General features: G+C 63.1%; 19 protein-coding genes. 11 read left to right on the top strand and 8 right to left on the bottom strand.

Going from position 1 to position 18,569, the window contains the following annotated elements:
• Window positions 1-46 precede the first annotated feature (46 nt).
• Window positions 47-850 (top strand): sulfotransferase domain-containing protein, encoded by an 804-nt coding sequence (locus VOI21_RS10145; RefSeq protein ID WP_323769739.1) that lies wholly within the window; start codon window positions 47-49, stop codon window positions 848-850.
• A 51-nt stretch (window positions 851-901) separates the two neighbouring features.
• Here the strand turns inward: VOI21_RS10145 and VOI21_RS10140 are convergent, their stop codons facing one another.
• The 4 genes from VOI21_RS10140 to leuS are packed head-to-tail and all read right to left on the bottom strand — an operon-like array spanning window position 902 to window position 5,560.
• Window positions 902-1,489, bottom strand: coding sequence for a glutathione S-transferase family protein (locus VOI21_RS10140; RefSeq protein ID WP_323769738.1), 588 nt, complete (start codon window positions 1,487-1,489; stop codon window positions 902-904).
• A gap of 18 nt (window positions 1,490-1,507) precedes the next feature.
• The gene (gene holA, locus VOI21_RS10135; RefSeq protein ID WP_323769737.1) at window positions 1,508-2,533 is read right to left on the bottom strand and encodes a DNA polymerase III subunit delta; all 1,026 of its coding nucleotides are present in this window, start codon (window positions 2,531-2,533) and stop codon (window positions 1,508-1,510) included.
• Window positions 2,530-3,018, bottom strand: coding sequence for an LPS assembly lipoprotein LptE (gene lptE, locus VOI21_RS10130; RefSeq protein WP_323769736.1), 489 nt, complete (start codon window positions 3,016-3,018; stop codon window positions 2,530-2,532). The genes holA and lptE overlap by 4 nt, the downstream gene beginning before the upstream one ends.
• Entirely contained in the window at window positions 3,005-5,560 is a 2,556-nt protein-coding gene (leuS, locus tag VOI21_RS10125; protein WP_323769735.1) for a leucine--tRNA ligase, read from the bottom strand. The genes lptE and leuS overlap by 14 nt, the downstream gene beginning before the upstream one ends.
• A gap of 290 nt (window positions 5,561-5,850) precedes the next feature.
• On the opposite strand from leuS, the gene VOI21_RS10120 reads away from it, so the two are divergent.
• Window positions 5,851-7,110 carry a glycosyltransferase gene (locus VOI21_RS10120; protein WP_323769734.1) on the top strand — a complete coding sequence of 420 codons (1,260 nt, stop codon included), beginning with the start codon at window positions 5,851-5,853 and terminating at the stop codon, window positions 7,108-7,110.
• Between the two features lie 130 nt (window positions 7,111-7,240).
• Here VOI21_RS10120 and VOI21_RS10115 read toward each other — a convergent pair whose 3' ends face one another.
• Window positions 7,241-7,753, bottom strand: coding sequence for a DUF3576 domain-containing protein (locus tag VOI21_RS10115; RefSeq protein WP_323769733.1), 513 nt, complete (start codon window positions 7,751-7,753; stop codon window positions 7,241-7,243).
• A 289-nt stretch (window positions 7,754-8,042) separates the two neighbouring features.
• Here VOI21_RS10115 and VOI21_RS10110 point away from each other — a divergent pair, with 289 nt between their 5' ends.
• The 8 genes from VOI21_RS10110 to VOI21_RS10075 all read left to right on the top strand — a co-directional run bounded on the left by VOI21_RS10110 (window position 8,043) and on the right by VOI21_RS10075 (window position 15,961).
• Entirely contained in the window at window positions 8,043-9,002 is a 960-nt protein-coding gene (locus tag VOI21_RS10110; RefSeq protein WP_323769731.1) for a porin, read from the top strand.
• Between the two features lie 95 nt (window positions 9,003-9,097).
• Complete coding sequence (locus tag VOI21_RS10105) at window positions 9,098-10,558, top strand: tetratricopeptide repeat-containing sulfotransferase family protein (RefSeq protein WP_323769730.1); 1,461 nt, start codon at window positions 9,098-9,100, stop codon at window positions 10,556-10,558.
• Window positions 10,549-11,208: a YggS family pyridoxal phosphate-dependent enzyme gene (locus VOI21_RS10100; protein WP_323769729.1), complete on the top strand. Its 660-nt coding sequence runs from the start codon at window positions 10,549-10,551 to the stop codon at window positions 11,206-11,208. The genes VOI21_RS10105 and VOI21_RS10100 overlap by 10 nt, the downstream gene beginning before the upstream one ends.
• 114 nt (window positions 11,209-11,322) lie before the next feature.
• Window positions 11,323-12,789: a PLP-dependent aminotransferase family protein gene (locus VOI21_RS10095; RefSeq protein WP_323769728.1), complete on the top strand. Its 1,467-nt coding sequence runs from the start codon at window positions 11,323-11,325 to the stop codon at window positions 12,787-12,789.
• 48 nt (window positions 12,790-12,837) lie between these two features.
• Entirely contained in the window at window positions 12,838-13,770 is a 933-nt protein-coding gene (locus tag VOI21_RS10090; protein ID WP_323769727.1) for a bifunctional riboflavin kinase/FAD synthetase, read from the top strand.
• On the top strand, window positions 13,767-14,237 hold the full coding sequence (locus VOI21_RS10085) for a YcgN family cysteine cluster protein (protein ID WP_323769725.1): 471 nt from the start codon (window positions 13,767-13,769) through the stop codon (window positions 14,235-14,237). The genes VOI21_RS10090 and VOI21_RS10085 overlap by 4 nt, the downstream gene beginning before the upstream one ends.
• The gene (locus tag VOI21_RS10080; protein ID WP_323769724.1) at window positions 14,234-15,301 is read left to right on the top strand and encodes a threonine aldolase family protein; all 1,068 of its coding nucleotides are present in this window, start codon (window positions 14,234-14,236) and stop codon (window positions 15,299-15,301) included. Before VOI21_RS10085 ends, VOI21_RS10080 begins: the two co-directional genes overlap by 4 nt.
• Before the next feature lie 66 nt (window positions 15,302-15,367).
• Complete coding sequence (locus VOI21_RS10075; RefSeq protein WP_323769723.1) at window positions 15,368-15,961, top strand: 2-hydroxychromene-2-carboxylate isomerase; 594 nt, start codon at window positions 15,368-15,370, stop codon at window positions 15,959-15,961.
• Window positions 15,962-16,029: 68 nt separating this feature from the next.
• On the opposite strand, the gene hspQ is transcribed toward VOI21_RS10075, so the two are convergent.
• Window positions 16,030-16,356 carry a heat shock protein HspQ gene (hspQ, locus tag VOI21_RS10070; protein WP_323769722.1) on the bottom strand — a complete coding sequence of 109 codons (327 nt, stop codon included), beginning with the start codon at window positions 16,354-16,356 and terminating at the stop codon, window positions 16,030-16,032.
• A gap of 247 nt (window positions 16,357-16,603) precedes the next feature.
• Here hspQ and VOI21_RS10065 point away from each other — a divergent pair, with 247 nt between their 5' ends.
• Window positions 16,604-17,200, top strand: a complete 597-nt coding sequence (locus VOI21_RS10065; protein ID WP_323769720.1) for a lytic transglycosylase — start codon at window positions 16,604-16,606, stop codon at window positions 17,198-17,200.
• A gap of 16 nt (window positions 17,201-17,216) precedes the next feature.
• Here VOI21_RS10065 and VOI21_RS10060 read toward each other — a convergent pair whose 3' ends face one another.
• Together VOI21_RS10060 and VOI21_RS10055 are read right to left on the bottom strand one after the other, a co-directional pair.
• Window positions 17,217-17,810, bottom strand: a complete 594-nt coding sequence (locus VOI21_RS10060) for an outer membrane lipoprotein carrier protein LolA (protein WP_323769719.1) — start codon at window positions 17,808-17,810, stop codon at window positions 17,217-17,219.
• A 68-nt stretch (window positions 17,811-17,878) separates the two neighbouring features.
• On the bottom strand, window positions 17,879-18,466 hold the full coding sequence (locus VOI21_RS10055; RefSeq protein ID WP_323769718.1) for an exopolysaccharide biosynthesis protein: 588 nt from the start codon (window positions 18,464-18,466) through the stop codon (window positions 17,879-17,881).
• Between the last annotated feature and the right edge of the window lie 103 nt (window positions 18,467-18,569).

The raw sequence follows: 18,569 nt of genomic DNA, 5'->3' as shown, positions 1-18,569 counted from the left end.
TGGCAAGATTGCAGACCCTGACCGATGGAACGATTTTGAACCCCGCGTGGGCGATATTGTCGTTTCAACGCCTCCGAAGTCAGGAACCACTTGGACACAGGGCATTCTTGCGCTGCTGATATCTGGCAACCCTAAAGTGGATGCCGCGATTTCCCGAGAGGCGCCTTGGATAGATGTGACCTCGCCCGAACAGGACGAAATCATCGCATCGCTCAATGCTCAGGCCGGTCGTCGGCAGACAAAAACCCACACACCGCTCGATGGCATCCCGATATGGCCTGACCTGCGTTACATCACCGTCTTTCGGCATCCCATAGATGTGCATCTGTCGTTCAGGCGACACGTCGAAAACATGACACAGGACGTTCTACAGGACATCTATCCCCCTGATATTCATGAGGGGTTTCGAATATTTCTGGAGGGCGACCACCGGGATGGTGCAAGCCTTTTGTCCATTGTCGACCACTACCGCAGTGCGCGGGTCTTGGCAGATCGGGAGAATATCCTGTGCCTTCACTATGCAGATATGACCTGCGATTTAGGGGCGGCCGTCGCGAGGATTGCGGACCATATCGGCATTTCGCATCCCGCCCCTGTCATGGATGCACTTGTTTACGCGGCACGGTTCCAAAACATGAAGCGCAACGCGGAACGGTTTGCCGTGTCAGCGCGCGAAGGGTTTTGGCGCAATGATTCAGACTTCTTTGACAGTGCGACGTCGAAGAAGTGGGTTGGCCTGCTCTCTGATGCCGACTTGGCCGCCTACGATGCCCGTATGGCTGACTTGCTTGGCGAAGATGAACGAGAGTGGCTTGAACAGGGAAGCGTTCGATCGGGCACTTCGCTGTAGTTTGCTGGTTGCGCCGATCGTCGAATTTGGCGCAACCGCAGCGAAAGCCGCCTACAGCGCCGCCGCTCTTTGGAATGCGGGGCGGGCGCGCAGGGTCGCGAGATACGCGCCGAAACTGTCCGGCCCTGCCGGGAACTTTGCTGATTGCGCCCAGCCGCCGCAGTGGCACAGGAGGATGTCGGGCACCAAAGGCGTGTCGCCCATCAGGAATGGCCCCTGAGCCTCTTCCATGATGCGCGTCAGGTTGCGGGCGTATTCGGCGCGGCACGGGTCCTTGATCGCTGGCACGCGCTCTTCCTCTGGCAGAACAAAGCTGTGTTTGGAGGCGGTCCAGAGCAGGCTTTCGACCTCATCCAGAATCCGAAAGGTCCATGCGTCCTGCCGCGCGCGGTCCTGCGTGCCCGCCGGTAAGGTGAAGGCCCCGTGCTTGTCCGCAAGATAGGTCAGGATCGCGGTGGAATCGCGCAGAACAGTGTCACCCTCGACCAGCACCGGGATCTTGCCCAGCGGGCTGATCTTGCGCACCTCGTCTGATTGCGGACCGGCGGGAACATGGGTGTAGGGCACGCCCAGTTCCTCTAGCAGCCACAAGACGCGAAACGCGCGGCTGCGGACCGCGCCGTAAACCGTATAACTCATTGCCTATCCTTCCAAAACTCAGCGGCGCGCCAGAAAGGCCAGCCGCACAAAGGCGCGTTCCACCAGCGCCATTTGCGGCGCTTTCTGACCAGCAGAGCGCAACGTCAGATCCGTATCCATCAGCAGTGTCAGCGCGCCTTCAAGCCGCGCCGCCGACCAGTTCTGCGCCTGTCGCAGCATCCGGTCGCGGCGCGGGCCAAAGATCGGCGGGCGCAGCTTGCCGATGCCCTGCGCCGGTCCGCCGTGGGCGGAAGCGATGGCAAACAGCGTCCGGAAATGCCGTGTGCCCATGATCAGCAGCGTCACCGGCGCGACGCCCTGCGCGCTCAGCCGCCGCATGACGGGGGCGATGTCACCGGTGCGACCCTCTGCCAACACATGAAAAATCTCATCCATCTGCGCCTCGACCGAGGCGGGGGCGTTCAACACCACCTCATCGGGCGTCAGCGGCGTGGGGTCCTGATATTTATAGAGCGCGATCTTTTCCAGCGTCTGGCGGAAATCCCCCGGCGTCAGATCGCGCGCGAGGTGTTCCAGCGCGCCCATCGCCTGTTGGTCGACCGCTTTCAGACCAGCGCGGGACAGTTCCGATTCGATCTCGGCCCGGCCCATCGGGTCATTGTACAGCGCCGCCGCATAGGCGTTTTTCGCGCCCTCGAACAGCTTGCGCAGGGAGGAGCGCGCCGCCAGCGCCCCGGCAGTTGCGATGATCTGCGCATCGCCTGCGCGCCATTCCGACAGCGCCGCCTTCATCGCCTCGGTCACGCCGTCGGCGGCCTCTTCGACCAGCACCGCGCGGGCGCCGGGGAAAAAGCCCTGTGCCTTGACCGCGTCCAGCAATTGCGCCGGGTCGCGGCGCAGATCGCCGCCGTTCATCCGGGTCAGGCGCATTTCTTCTTCGCCCGAAGGTCCGGTTATGGCGCTGATGGTCTCTTGCCGCTTCATCGCGACACGCATCACGTCTTCGCCGTAGATCAGCAGCCCGGCAATCGCCGGGTCCGGTTTGCGGAAAAACCCGTTTGCGTCGCGCGGCGATAGCTTCATGAGGGGGTGACGCCCGACAGCAGAAGATCGTCGATGACCTGATCGGCCAGCAGGGTCATCAGCCGTTCCATCGCATCGGTTTCCGCCGCGCGGGTGGCCACGGTAGAGCCGGTGGTGGAATAGCCGGTAAAGGCGTTTGTCCGCCCTTCGAACCGGGTTTGCCCGGTGCCGGTATCGACAAGACCGAAAAACGCGCGCCCGATCAGGCGGTAGCGCGTGGTATTGCCCCCCGAGGTCGAGCCGATGCCCTGATCGTCGGTCTGCAAGGTCAGGTTGAGGCTGTAGGGCGCACCCGGCCCCGCACGCCCCATCCGCTCTTCATAGCGGCGATTGAAGTAATAGGCCGCCTCGTTGTTCGGTTTGGGCAAGAGAACGGCGTTTTGCAGGGCGGTGCCGCCGCCCTGCGGTCCGTAAACCGGCGTAAACCCGCAGGCGGCAAGCGCCAGCGGGCTGAGCAGAAGTGTTCTTCGGTTACACCACGACATTCACGATCCGCCCCGGCACCACGATCAGCTTTTTCGGCTGGGCCCCGTCGAGGACCCGCACCACAGCTTCGTGCGCCAGCGCCAGCTTTTCAACCTCTTCCTTGGGCATGTCGCGGGGCACGTCGATTTCACCGCGCCGCTTGCCGTTGACCTGAATGGGCAGGGTGACGATGTCCTCGACCAGCATCGACTCATCCGCCTTGGGCCAGGGCGCGTTGGCGATCAGCCCCTCGCCGCCCAGCAGGTGCCAGATTTCCTCGGACAGGTGCGGGGTCATCGGGGCCATGAGCTGCGCAAGGGTTTTCGCGGCAAAGGTTTTGGTGTCCTTGCCCGCGCGGGATTTCGACAGCGCGTTGGTAAAGGCGTAGAGCCGCGCGATGGCCGCGTTGAAGCCAAAGGATTCGACGCCCATGGTGACGTCGTGGACGGCTTTGTGCGTCTCCTTCAGGAGGGCGGCATCCTCTTTGGTTTCGGGGGCGTCAGAGGCGGCGATTTCCGCCGCGATCCGGTAGACGCGCGACAGGTGTTTGTGCGCGGCCTCGGCCCCGGACGCGGTCCATTCCACGTCCCGTTCGGGGGGCGAGTCCGACAGCACAAACCAGCGCGCGGTATCGGCCCCGAAGGTGGCGATGATGGCCTGCGGGTCAACGACGTTGTTCTTGGACTTGGACATCTTGGCGGAGGGGATGACCTGCACCTCTTTCCCGTCCTTGAGCGTGGCGCGGGTGCCGTCCAGCGTCACGTCCTCGGGGTAGTGATAGACCGGGCGGCCATCCGCGCCCTTGGTCTGATAAATCGCATGGGTGACCATGCCCTGCGTGAACAGCGCGTTGAACGGTTCCTTCGCGGTTTCCGGCAGGTGGCCGGTCTTGATCATCGCGCGGGCGAAGAAGCGCGAGTAGAGCAAGTGCAGGATCGCGTGTTCGATGCCGCCGATGTACTGGTCGACGTTCATCCAATAGGCGGCGTCGTCCAGATTGGTCGGTGTCTCGGCATGGGGCGCGGTGAAGCGGGCAAAGTACCACGACGAATCCACAAAGGTGTCCATCGTGTCGGTTTCGCGCTTGGCGGGCGCGCCGCAGGTCGGGCAGGCACAGTCGCGCCACGTGGGGTGACGGTCCAGCGGGTTGCCGGGAATGTCGAATGTGACATCGTCGGGCAAGGCGATGGGCAGGTTTTCCTTTTTCTCCGGCACCACGCCGCAGGTGTCGCAATGGACCACCGGGATCGGGCACCCCCAATAGCGCTGACGGCTGAGGCCCCAGTCGCGCAGGCGGAACTTCTCGACGCCGCGGCCCAGCCCCTTGGCCTCCATCCAGTCGATGGTGGCGTCGACGGCCTCTTGGCCGGTCGCCTGATCAAGTCCGGCGAAATGGTCGATCCATGTCACCTTCTCGGTCTTGGGCGGGACAAAGGCGGTGGTCCCGACCGGCTTGGGATCGTCGACCGCCACAAAGGTGTCGATCACCGGAAGGTTGTACTTGCGGCAGAAATCGAGGTCGCGCTGGTCATGCGCCGGGCAGGCAAAGATCGCGCCGGTGCCGTAGTCCATCAGGATAAAGTTTGCGACCCAGACCGGGATTTCCCACGAGGGGTCCAACGGGTGCCTGACCGTCAACCCGGTGTCAAAGCCAAGCTTCTCGGCCTTCTCCAACGCCTCTTCTGTAGTGCCACCTTTGCGCATTTCGGCCACTGCCGCCGCCAGCTCAGGATTGTCTTTTTCCAACATTTTGACCAGCGGATGGTCCGGCGACACCCCAAGGAAGGACGCGCCTTTCAGCGTGTCGGGACGGGTGGTGTAGACCTCAATCTTTTCAATGCCATGCACCGGAGCGCTCAGATCCCACGCGAACTCCAGTCCGCGCGATCGACCAATCCAGTTGGCCTGCATCAGCTTGACCTTTGCAGGCCAATCATCAAGCCCGTCGATGGCGTCCAAAAGTTCGCCCGCCATGTCGGAAATCTTGAAGAACCACTGCGTCAGCTCGCGCCGTTCCACCTCGGCCCCGGACCGCCAGCCCTTGCCGTCGATCACCTGCTCGTTGGCCAGCACGGTCATGTCGACCGGGTCCCAGTTCACCACCGCGTTCTTGCGGTAGACAAAACCTTCCTTGAGAAAGTCGAGGAACAGCGCCTGCTGCTGGCCGTAGTATTCCGGGTCGCAGGTGGCGAACATGCGCGACCAATCCAGACCAAAGCCCAGCGGTTTCATCTGGCCAACCATCGTGTCGATGTTGTCGTAGGTCCAGGTCTTGGGGTGGCCACCCGATTTCATCGCGGCGTTTTCCGCAGGCATCCCGAAGGCGTCAAAGCCCATCGGGTGCAGCACGTTGTGCCCGGTCGACAGCTTGTACCGCGCGATCACGTCGCCCATCGTGTAGTTGCGCACATGGCCGATATGGATGCGCCCGGACGGATAGGGGAACATTTCCAGCACGTAGTATTTCGGCTTGTCGCCGGTGCGGCTGGCCTTGAACGTCTCGGCCTCATCCCAGGCGGTTTGCCATTTCGGCTCAATCTCAGCGGGGTCGTAACGCGACATAGGATGTCCTCCGGCGGGCAATTCTTCGGGCGGGTGATAGGGCGCGCGGGCGCAATCGTCCAGAGGCTCGGCGGATTCGCCCCCCCACCCCCACAGCCAGCGCCCCGCGCATCGCCCCGGGCTTCTTCTTGGTCCAAATGCTCCGGGGGAGGCGACCGGAGGGAGCCGGGGGCAGCGCCCCCCCTACCCCCTACCAAAGCCCGCAACCGATTCCCTTTTGCCCCGCAGCGTTTATACTGGCGGCGAGGCACACCAGAACAAGGGGCGGCACGGCCCCGGGGAACGCGCAGATGAAGATCCTTCTGATCCACCAGAACTTTCCGGGGCAATACAAACATCTGGCCCCGGCGCTGGCCGCGATGGGGCATCAGGTGGTGGCGTTGACCTGTAAGGTAAAGGAACCGCAGACATGGCAGGGCGTGCGGATCATCCCCTATGAGGTCAAAGGCGCCTCGACCAAGGGGATCCACCCCTGGCTGGCGGATTTCGAGACCAAGATCCTGCGTGCCACCTCTTGTTATCGCGGCGCGGTGTCGCTGAAGGAACAGGGGTTTGAGCCGGATGTGATCTGCGCCCACCACGGTTGGGGCGAAAGTATGTTTCTCAAGGATGTCTGGCCCACCGCCCGGCTGGGCCTGTATTGTGAGCTGTACCACCTGACCACCGAGACCTTCATCAACTTCGACCCCGAGTTTCCCACCCGGAACCCCGCCGGGGACAAGCTGCGAATCCGGATGAAGAACCTTAACAACCGGATGCACGAAGAGGTCATGGACGCGGGTATCTCACCCACGCGCTTTCAGGCGTCGACCTTTCCCGACCGCTGGCAAGAGCGGCTGACCGTGGCGCATGACGGCATCGACACCGATCTGGTGCGCCCGAATCCCAATGCGCAATTGCAGATCGACGATCATCTGACCCTGACCCGTGACGATGAGGTCATCACCTTTATCAACCGCAATCTGGAGCCCTATCGCGGCTACCACGTCTTTATCCGCGCCCTGCCCGACCTGCTAAAGCAACGCCCGAACGCCCATGTGGTCCTGTTGGGTGGGGACAGCACCTCTTATGGATCGAAGCCGCCCAAGGGGCAGTCATGGAAACAGATCTTTATCGACGAGGTGCGCGGCACGATTCCCACGCCGCACTGGAAGCGGGTGCATTTTCTGGGCCGGGTGCCATATGACCGGTTCCTTGCCATGTTGCAGGTCAGCCGGGTGCACGTCTATCTGACCTATCCGTTTGTGCTGTCATGGTCACTGCTGGAGGCGATGAGCGCAGAGGCCGCGATCGTGGCCAGCGACACCGCGCCGGTGCGCGAAGTCATGACCGAGGGCGAGACCGGCTGGATGGTGGATTTCTTTGACCGGACCGCGCTGGTGGAACGGATCAGCGCCCTGCTGGACGATGCGGACACACGGGCGCGTCTGGGGGCCAATGCGCGGGCGCTGGTGCGCGAGAAATACGACCTGCGCAGCGTTTGCCTGCCGCAACATCTGAACTGGGTCGAACGGCTGGGCGCAATGGCGGCGCGGCCTCCGCGCGATTAGCGGCCAGAGCCATGTGTTCTGACCCCGAGTCCCGCCTGTTGCCTGCTATCGTTGTGGTGTCATAAAAAAGACCGCTTCCGGCGTCGGAAGCGGTCAACTTGTGCGTCGCAGGTCTGCCCGAGAAACAGAATCAGAATCGGCTGTCTTCCTTGCGCAACTGGCGGGCGCGAGTCAGGATCGCATCCTCGATGGCGCGCACGGTTGCCGGGTCCACCGGACCGGAGCGGGTGTGCAGCGCAAGGTTGAGCGACCGCGCGTCCAGCGCCGGGTCGCTGATCAGGATCGTCGCGCGGTTGGCGCGACCGCCGCCCGGAGGTGTGCCGTATCCAGTGGTGATCACCCCCGAGAACGGATCAATCGTCTCCACCGGCAGAAAATCCAGCACATCAAGGGCCGAATTCCACAGATAGCGGTTTACCGCGCCGACTCGACCGGGGTCCTCACGTTTCTTGAAGATGTCCCAGACCGTGCTTTCCGGCCCCGTATCGCCCTTCTCGGCGTCCAGTTCCTTAAAGATCTCATCGGCAGAGCGGGTCTCGACCGGCTGGCGCGGCTTGCGGTTGCCCCCGAAGGTTCCACAACCCGAGGTCACAAGCATGATCGCCACCAGAGAGGTGCCAACTAGGATTCGCGACATGGTCATGACAGGCCCTCTTTGTCGAAAACATCGACGCCCTCCATACAAGCGCGCGACACCTGCGGCAAGCGCGGATCATCGGCGGGTTTTCGCCCAAAAATCGCCGCAAGACGCTGCTATAGCGTATAAAGATAGGGGGCGGTAAAAACCCTTGTGGCAATATCGCATCACTGGTGCCCTTGTTGCGAATGACAATTCCCGATGGCTTGCATTGGCCACCTGCCAAAGCGCATAGAAAGCTCATCAAGGCCGGAGCATCGGTCTGGTACGTGCCTTTGAACACATGAGGGAAACAATGAAAAAGATCCTGTTCGCGACCACCGCGCTGGTTGCAACCGCGGGCTTCGCTGCGGCAGAAGTCAAGATCACCGGCAGCGCCGAAATGGGTATCATCGATGGTGATGACCTGGCCACCGCTCAGTTCCACACCGATACCGACATCACCTTCACCCTCTCGGGCGAAGCTGACAACGGCCTGACCTTCGGTTCCAAGATCAAGCTGGAAGAAGCAGCTGGCGGCATCGCAACCTCCGTCGAAGACGACTTTGCAGTCTTCGTTGCATACGGCGGCGCCACCCTGACCATGGGCGACACCGACGGTGCGTTCGACTGGGCCATGAAAGAAGTTGGCATCGGCGGTTCCATCGCTGACGACCACACCACTCACACCGGCTTCAACTTCAACAGCGGCCTCGACGGCACCTTCGACGGTCAGATCGCTCGCTTCGATTACTCGTTCGACGCGTTCTCGTTCGCGATCTCCGCTGAAATCGACGACTCCGGCACCTTTGACCCGGTTTGGGGCATCGGCTTCAAATACTCGGGTGAGCTTGCTGGCCTCGACCTCGGCGTTGGCCTTGGTTACCAGTCGGTCGACCTCGGTGGCGCAGACATCGAAGTCATGGGTATCTCGGTTGACACCACGTTCGACAACGGCCTCCAGGCCATTGTGAACTACTCGGAAACCGACGTTGCCGGCACCACCGTTGACCATTGGGGTCTGGGCCTGGGTTACACCATGAACGCCCTGACCGTTTCGGCCAACTACGGTGAGTACTCCGGCCCCGGCTTCAGCAACAGCGGTTACGGTGTTGCAGTGAACTACGATCTGGGCGGCGGTCTGGAAGTTCAGTTCGGCTACGGCTCCAGCGACGCGGACATCCCGCTCGCAGTCTTCGGTCTCGGCGACGGTCGCTTCGGCGCGGTTGCTGGTTCCAACGACAGCTACTCGTTTGGTCTGGCAATGTCCTTCTAAGGACACCAAACCAACTGGTTTAGGGAAGAGCGGGCGCTTGCGTCCGCTCTTTTCTTTTGGAACAACGGGCGCACAGCGGACATAAGAGAGCCCCAATGACGCCCCAGCAGATCAAGGCGCAATTCGCCCGCGCGCTGACCCAAATCGAAAAAGGCCAGCTTGGCCCCGCCGAAAGCACCCTGAAAGGGCTGCTGTTGCCCACCAAGGGCGCAGCGGAGATTCATTTCCACCTTGCGCGTATTGCCGAGGCCAAAGGCGACACGCCCGCGCAGATCCGGGAACTGGACCGCGCGCTGGAAAAGAAGCCGAACGAAAAGCTTGTTCTCAAGACCGCGATCGAGGCCAATGCCCGGCTGGGCAATTCGGCCCGTGCGCTGGCATGCCATGACCGTCTGATTATGCTGGACCCGAACCAGTTCCAGCCGCGCGCGGAAAAGGCTGTCTATCTTCAACATATCGGCGAATTCGCCAAGGCCGAAGAAATCCTGCGTTTTCTGATCAAACGCGCGCCCAAGGAGGGTGAGACCTACCGCGTCCTGACCGCCGGTCGGAAGATGAAAAAGGACGAGCCGCTGATCGGTCAGATGCAGGCGCTGTGGAAAGACGAGTCGATCACCGAAATGTCGCGGATGCATCTGGGATACGGTCTGGCGAAGGCGATGGAAGAGACCGGCGCGCCGGACAAGGTGTTTGGCTATCTTGAACCGGCCAATCAATTGCAGCGCAAGATTGCCCCTTTTGACGCGGACGAACGCGATGCCGAGTGGCGGGCCTTTCTCGATGCGCAGGAGGCCGAGGATTACACCCCTGTCGGGCAGGAACAGGCACCGCGCGCGGTATTTGTCACCGGGATGCCGCGGTCGGGCACAACCCTTGTCGAGCAGATCATCGCCAGCCACAGTCAGGCCCATCCGGGCGGCGAGCTGGGCCATGCGCTGAAACAGGCGGTGCTGCAATTTGGCCCCGCGCACAAGATGGCCCCGCTGGCGAAACTGTCGCCGATGAAACTGGGCCGCTGGGCCGAGGCCTATACCCGGTTGGTGCGCCGCGATACCGGGCGCACATCCGGGGTTGTCACCGACAAGTCGATCCAGACGCATATGATCTTTGGCCTTGTGGCGCGCGGGCTGCCCGGCGCGCGGATCATCGTGGTGCATCGCGACCCGCGCGATACGGCGCTGTCGATCTACAAGAACCACTTCAAGCTGGGCACCCACCGCTATGCCAACGATCTGGCCGACATTGCCCATGCGATCAAGATGTTCCGCCGGTCGGTCGAGCACTGGAAGGCCCGCCTGCCCGACCGCATCCACGAGGTGCGGTATGACGAACTGGTCGGCGACCCCGAACCGCAGGCGCGCGCGCTGGTGGCGGCGGCGGGGCTGGAGTGGGAAGAGGCCTGTCTCAACTTCCACACCTCCAAGAAAGATGTGAAAACGCTGAGCCTGATACAGGTGCGCCAGCCGATCCATGCCGGACGGCGGGACGCGTGGAAAAAATACGAGGCCGAACTGGCCCCCTTTATCGAGGCATGGGGAGACGAACCATGGGGTTGAGCGATATTCAGGCACGCATCGCAAAAGCCTGCGCCGAGGCGGACCGATCCACAGATGACGTGCATCTGATCGCGGTCAGCAAGGTGCAGCCGCTGGACCGGGTCGAGGCGGTTCTGGAGCAAGGGCACCGCCTGTTCGGTGAAAACCGCGTGCAGGAGGCGGCGGGCAAATGGCCCGACTTCCGGGCGCGGTTTGACGGCGTGTCGGTGCATCTGATTGGCCCTTTGCAGACCAACAAGGCACGGCAGGCCTTTGATCTGTTCGAGGCGATCCATTCGGTCGACCGGCCCAAGCTGGCCAAGACCATCGCCCGGCTTGCGCAGGAAGAGGGGCGCTGTCCGGAGCTGTTCATTCAGGTGAACACCGGCGAGGAACCGCAGAAGGCGGGCATTCTGCCGAGCGATGCGGACGCCTTTATCCAAGAGTGTCGCGAGATGGATCTGTCGTTGAGCGGGTTGATGTGCATTCCGCCGGTCGAAGAGACGCCCAGCCTGCATTTCGCCCTGCTCAGGAAGATCGCGGCGCGCAACGGGTTAACCGGGCTGTCGATGGGGATGAGCAGCGATTTCGAGCAGGCCATCGCCTTTGGCGCGACCCATATCCGCGTCGGTTCGGCCATCTTTGGCGAACGGGTTCCGCCCACCGGGTAGTCAAGAAGGGGGCTCTGCCCCCAAACCCCCGGAGGTATTTGGACCAAGAAGAAGCCCCGGCGCGCGCTATCGGTCCAGATTGCGTGGGCTTTCAGTCCAGACTATCCTCGGTCCATGGCCATCCCTGTCGAGACCTTTCATCTGTCGCCCAATGTGCAGGGTACGCTACAGGCGCGCATCCAGCAGATGGTGGCCGAGGGCATCCTTGCCGGGCGGTTCCGGCGGGGTGAAAAGCTGCCCTCGACGCGCAAGCTGGCACGGCATCTGGGGGTCAGCCGGATCACCGTGACGCTGGCCTATACCGAGTTGTTGGCCAATGACTTTTTGGCCTCCCGCGGGCGGTCGGGTTATTTTGTCAGCGACAACGCGCCCGAGCCGCCGGTGTTCGATGCGCCACCTGAGCGGGCCGACCGTGTCGATTGGGGCACCGCTCTGGCGCAACGGTTCGACGATGGTCAGCCGCTGGGCATGGGCAAGCCCGCCGACTGGACGCGCTATCGTTATCCTTTCATTTACGGGCAGGCGGACCCGACGCTGTTTGACCATGCCAACTGGCGGCTTTGCGCGATGCAGGCGCTGGGGGCGCGGAATTTCGATGCGCTGACGCAGGACCAGTTCGACGCGGACGACCCGGAACTGGTGAGCTTTATCGCGCGCCATACCCTGCCCCGGCGCGGCATCCTTGCCCGCCCGGATGAGATATTGATCACCATGGGGGCGCAGAACGCGCTGTGGATCGCGGCGCAGGTGCTGGCGGTGGGGCGGCCGGTGGCGGTCGAAGACCCGTGTTACCCGGCGCTGCGCCAGATCCTGCGGCAGGCGGGCAGCCCGCTTCGCAGCGTGCCGGTGGATGAGCACGGCTTGCCGCCCGAGCAGGTGCCCGAGGGCACGCGGGTCATTTTCACCACACCCAGCCACCAGTGCCCGACCTCGGCCACGCTGCCGCTGGTGCGGCGGCGGGCGTTGCTGGCGCGGGCGGCAGAGCTGGGCGCGCTGATCGTCGAGGATGATTACGAGTTCGAGATGTCGTATCTGACGCCGCCCAGCCCGGCGCTGAAAAGCCTCGATGAGGATGGGCGGGTGGTCTACGTCGGCAGCTTTTCCAAGTCGCTGTTTCCGGGGCTGCGGCTGGGCTATCTGGTGGGGGCCGCGCCGTTTATCCGTGAGGCCCGCGCGCTGCGGGCCAGCGTGCTGCGGCATCCGCCCGGGCATATCCAGCGCACGGCGGCGCAATTCCTGAGCCTTGGCCATTACGACGCGCTGATCCGGCGCATCGGGAAGGCGCTGGCATCGCGGCGGCAGGTGATGGAGGCGGCGGTGGCCGAGCACGGGTTGCGGGTGGCGGGGCGCGGGGCGCATGGCGGATCGAGCCTGTGGATGCAGGCACCGGACGGGGTGGAAACGGGGGTTCTGGCAGAGCGGTTGCGCGCGGACAGCGTGATGATCGAGCCGGGCAAGGCGTTTTTCTCAGGCGAGGCCCCACCGCGTCAGTTCTACCGGCTGGGCTATAGCTCTATCCCTTCCGGGCGGATCGGAGAGGGCATTGCGCGGATTGCGGCGGCGCTGGCGCGTCTGCCCTGACCCGGCTTGCGCTTGCGCGCGGTGCCGCAGCCCGGTAACGGAAACCCCATGCGGATCATTCGAGACTATCAGTACACACGGGCCGAAGACCGGGGCGCCAGCGCCGCCATCGGCAATTTCGACGGCGTCCATCTGGGCCATCAGGCGGTGATCGATCTGGCGCGACAGGCTGCGCCGGGCGCGCCTTTGGGCGTGATGACGTTTGAGCCGCATCCGCGCGAGTTTTTCGCCCCCGACGCGCCGCCCTTTCGGCTGATGAACTCTGAGGCGCGCGCCGCACGACTGGAGAAACTGGGGGTCGAGCGGCTGTATCAGTTGAACTTTAACACCGCTTTGGCCTCGCTGACGCCGCGCGAGTTTGCCGAACGGGTGATCTGTAAGGGATTCGGGCTGGTCAATGTTGTCGTCGGCGCGGATTTCTGTTTCGGCAAATCGCGCGCGGGCAATGTGGAGTCGTTGCAGCGATACGGCCAAGAGATGGGATTCGGGGTGACAGTGGCGGAGTTGCTGGAAACGGGCGGCGTACAGGTGTCATCCACCGCGATCCGCGAGGCGCTGAGCGCGGGGCGGCCGCGCGATGCCGCCGCCCTTTTGGGCCATTGGCACCGGATCGAGGGTGAGGTGATCGGCGGCGAACAGCGCGGGCGCGTGCTGGGCTATCCGACGGCGAACATGTCCATCGACGGGCTGCACCCGCCGCATTTCGGCGTTTATGCCGTGCTGGTCGATGTGCGAGACGGGCCACACAGGGGCAGCTATCACGGCGCGGCCAGCATCGGCGTCCGGCCCATGTTCAACGGCGAGGTGCCGAATATCGAGACCTTCCTGTTCGATTTCACCGGCGATCTCTATGGCGCGACGCTGTCAGTGGGTCTGGTCGACTACCTGCGGCCAGAGTTGAAATTCGACGGGCTGGAGGCGCTGATCACCCAGATGGATGCAGATTGCCAACGCGCCCGCGAGATTCTGGCCGCGCTATGAGCGATCCCATCGACCGCAGCGGGCTGACCCCGCGTTTCTGGGAAAAGAAGCGCCTGCGCGACATGAACCCGCGCGAATGGGAGGCGCTGTGCGACGGCTGTGGCAAGTGCTGCCTGAACAAGCTGGAAGACGAAGAGACCGGCGAGGTTGCGCTGACCCGTGTGGCCTGCCGTCTGTTCGACGATGCCACCTGCCGCTGTGCGCAATACGAGATCCGGCACCAGTTTGTGCCAGAATGTATCGTGATGTCGCCGTCCAACATCCACAAACACGTCTACTGGATGCCGGAAACCTGCGCCTACAAGCTGCTGTGGAACGGTGAGCCGCTGTATGACTGGCACCCGTTGATTTCCGGCACGGCGGACTCGGTCCATGAGGCGGGTGTGTCGGTGCAGGGCATGACAGTGCCCGAGTTCGAGATCGACGAGGACGACTGGGAAGATCACATCATCGAGGAGCCGAGATGAACTTTGCATCCGACAATGCCGGGCCGGTCCCGGCGCAGGTGCTGGAGGCTTTGGCCCGTGTGAACACCGGCTACGCGGCCAGCTATGGCGGCGACGCGGTGACGGCGGAGGTGGCCGACCGGGTCCGCGACCTGTTCGAGGCTCCGAATGCGGCGGTTTATCTGGTGGCGACCGGGACAGCGGCGAATGCGCTGGCGCTGGCGACGCTGTGCCCGCCGTTCGGGACGATCTTTTGCACGCAGCACGCGCATATCCACGAGGATGAGTGCAACGCGCCCGAGTTCTACACCGGCGGGGCCAAGCTGACGCTGGTGCCCGAGGGCGACGTGATGACGCCCGATACCCTGCGCGCGGCGATCGAAGGCGAAGGAAACCGGGGCGTCCACGGGCCGCAGCGCGGACCGGTGTCGATCACCAATGTGACCGAGGGCGGCAACGTCTATTCAGTCGATGAGGTCTCGGCGCTGTGCGATGTGGCCAAGGGGTTCGGTCTGCCGGTGCATCTGGACGGCGCGCGGCTGGCCAATGCCTGCGCCAAGCTGGGCTGCACACCGGCCGAGATGACGTGGAAGATTGGCGTCGATATTGCCGTTTTTGGCGGCACCAAGAACGGCTTGATGGACGCCGAGGCGGTGGTGATCTTTGACCCCGACGCGCCCGCAAGCAGCGGCTATACCCGCGCGCAGGAGTTTGAACTGCGGGTCAAGCGGGCCGGGCATCTGTATTCCAAGCACCGCTATGTGGCGGCGCAGTTTCTGGCCTATCTGGAGGACGACCTGTGGCGCGATCTGGCGACCCGCGCCAATGCACGCGGCGCGGCGCTGGCCGAGGGGCTGGCGACGCTGGGGGTCGAGATCCTGAACAAGACCCGCGCCAACATGCTGTTTTTCCGCGCCCCGCGCCGGGTGCATGATGCGGTCAAGGCGGCGGGCGCTGTCTATCACTTCATGGGCAACGCGCCGACGGCACCCGAGGCTATGACCACCGGGCGTCTGGTGTGCAGTTGGTCCACCAGTGAGGCGGATGTGGCGGATTTCCTGAGTGCGGTGAAAGCCGCGCTCTGACGCGCCTGTTTTGCCGACTCGGCCCTGACACTGTACCCTTGCCCTGACCGGGCGGGGGGGGACCACATGGCCAAACTGGATTTTTGGTATTCGATCGGCAGCACTTACAGCTATCTGACGGTGATGCGCATGGGCGATTATGCCCGCGACAATGGGCTGGACGTCACATGGCGGCCCTTTGACGTGCGTCACATCATGGTCGCGCAAAACAACATTCCGTTCCGCGACAAGCCGGTCAAGACCGCCTACATGTGGCGCGATATGGCGCGGCGGGCAGAGATGTACGGCCTGCCAATCCGGGTGCCTGCACCCTATCCCCTACCGAATCTGCCGCTGGCCAACCGGGTCGCGCTGCTGGGCATGACCGAGGGGTGGGGCATGGCCTATACGGTGGACACCTATCGGCGCTGGTTTCAGGACGGACAGGAAGCAGGCAGCGAACCGAACCTGAGCGACAGCCTTCGGGCCGTGGGGCAAGACCCTGCGACGGTGCTGGCGCGCGCACAAGGCAAAGAGATTGGCGACGCACTGGCGCGCGAGACGGCCACGGCGCAGGCAAGAGGGGTCTTTGGATCGCCCAGTTTTGTTGTCGGGGACGAGGTGTTCTGGGGCGATGACAGGCTGGACGATGCCGCAGACTGGGCGCGGAGCAACGGCTGACGATGAGGTCCCGGGGCAGGCCCGGGACGGGTGGCGGTGCCTGAAGCGGGCAGCCCCCCTGCCCGGCCTCAGTTCATCTGGAAGTGCAGCTCATAAGCGCCGTCCTCGAACGCGCCAAAGAGATCGGGGATGTCGGGGTGATCCACCGGCTCTCCGGAATAGTCGGCGACGAGGTTTTGTTCGGACACATAAGCCACGTAGAAACTCTGGTCGTTTTCGGCCAGCAGATGATAAAACGGCTGCTTCTTGGAGGGGCGGCTGTCCTCGGGAATCGACTCATACCATTCGTCGGTGTTTGAGAATTCCGGGTCCACGTCAAAGACCACCCCCCGAAAGGGATGCTTGCGGTGGCGGACAACCTGACCAAGGTGATACTTCGCGCGATTGTGCAACATGACAGACCTCTTCATACCCCTTGATACCGTCAACGCCGGGGCGTTGTCCAACTTTCGCCTCAAATTGCCAAGAAACACTCTGTGACTCACTCGCCAACAGTGCGGACTGCGGACCTTTACCCCACTCGGCCCAAAGGTGCGAGGCCCGCACGGCGGCGATCTGCAACTTGATGGAAATGTGATTCCCTCCTCAGGCGCAATCGGCTAAAATAGCTTTAACAAAAAGACAAAACGAGGCGAGTGGCAAATGAGCAGAGTCCTTCGCGCCTTGGTGATCGTGCTGCTGGCGGCCTCCTGTGGGGGCGGTGGCGGTGGCTCGGGGTCATCACCGCGCAACCTGGACAACGCCTGTTCCATCCTGGAACAGCGACCGGGATATTATCAGGCCTTCCGCAAGACCGAGCGCCGTTGGGGCGTGCCGGTGCATGTGCAGATGGCGACCATCTATCAGGAAAGCAAGTTCGACAGCGATGCGCGGACCCCGTTCCAGTACCGTCTGGGCGTGATCCCGGTGGGGCGTCAAAGCTCTGCCTTTGGCTATAGTCAGGCGCTGGACGGGACGTGGAAAGAGTACATTGCCGAAGGCGCCCGCCGGGGTGCGCGGCGGGACAATATCCGCGACGCGACCGATTTCATGGGCTGGTACATGAAAAAGTCGCATGAAGAGTTGGGCATCCCGATGTGGGACGCGCGGCGGCACTACCTAGCCTATCATGAGGGCCGTTCGGGGTATCGCCGGGGCAGCTACAACGCAAAGTCGTGGCTGCTGCGGGTTTCATCGCAGGTTGGCGAACGGTCGGTTCTGTACCAGCAACAGCTCAAGGGATGCCGGGCCGCCCGCTAAGGCGGCCCAACAGGCGTTACGGTTTCAGCTTGGCCAGTTCGGCGTCGATCGAGAATTGGCTGTTGGGCACGTTGCCTTTTTCCAGACCGCCAAGGATTACCGTGGTCTGCGCACCGTTGCCGTCGGTGATCACCCATTGCCGCAATTCCACCGGTGCGCCGGTGAACTTGAGCTGGATGGTGCCGTACTCGGGGTGGTCCGGGTCCTGCGCCGTCACCGTGGTGGCGGTGCCGTCGAAGCCATGTCCCACCACCATGCCCGCGCGGCCAAGATCGACCTTGCGGTCGAGGATGATCGACAGCGGCGTCTGGCGCAGCGGGTAGGTGTCGGGGCGGGCGTTCAGCTTGCGGTCAAGGATATAGACCGCGCCTGCGGTCGCCATGACCAGCGACCGTTCCGGCGGGTTGTAGTCAAAGCGCACCTTGCCGGGTCGTTTGATAGCAATGTCCCCGGTCGAGATCGTGCCGTCCGAGTTGATCTGGGTAAATGTCCCGGTCGCCGAGGTGATTCCGTTGAGGTACTTTGACACCTCGTTCAGCGACAGTTGCTGGGCGCTGACGGGCAGCGCGAACGTCACCAGTGTGACAAGGGCGAGTAGCGTGCGGATCATGGTTTTCCTTCCTGCTCGTTTGGCGCGTTTGTCGCATGAAGCCTGCGGTCATGCGATAGCAGCCGACTCTAGCCCGATATCATCAGCCAAGCGCCGCCGATCAAGCCCAGGATCGAAATGATCCATGCAAGGGCCATCACCAACCCGTCCCTGAGCGTGATCGCCAACCCCAAGAGGGCGATTCCGGACACCGGAAGAAGGGCGGCAAAGGGGATAAACTCCAGCGGTGGAATGGTGAGGCACAGCATCAGCGCAAGGCCTGCCGCCACGCGGGGGGCCGGAGGGCGGGTCAGCGCCTCGAATCGTTTGCCGAACAGTCCGTCCAGCCTGCGCGCCACCGGACGGGCCTTGTCCGTGGCCTGCATAAGGCGCTTGCGGGCCAGCGCGCGGTCACGAATCACGCGGGGCAGCCAGAGAGATCTGCGCCCAAAGATCACTTGCAGAGCCAAAAGGGCCACGGTCATGGCAAAGAGCGTCGGCACGGTTGGAATACCGCCAATCGGGGTGACGACAACCAGCGCCGGGATCAGCATGAGCGGACCGAACCCGCGTTTGCCAATGCGGTCCAGCACGTCGCCAACGGATACGTCACCATCGCCAGACGCCTCTTCGCGCAGGGCATCGACGATCTGTTCGACGGTTTCGTTCTCTGCCACCCTGCGCCTTTCTGTTCTGCGGCGCTGTCATCGGTGCCGCCTGCTCAGGGGTTTGATATAGGAAAAGGCCGCCCCGATAGAAAGGGCGGCCTTTTTGCAGACG

The sequence above is a fragment of the Antarctobacter sp. genome (assembly GCF_034670325.1).
GTDB lineage: Bacteria > Pseudomonadota > Alphaproteobacteria > Rhodobacterales > Rhodobacteraceae > Antarctobacter.
The sequence above is the reverse complement of the archived record's forward strand: the minus strand, read 5'-3'. Positions and strand labels throughout refer to the sequence as shown.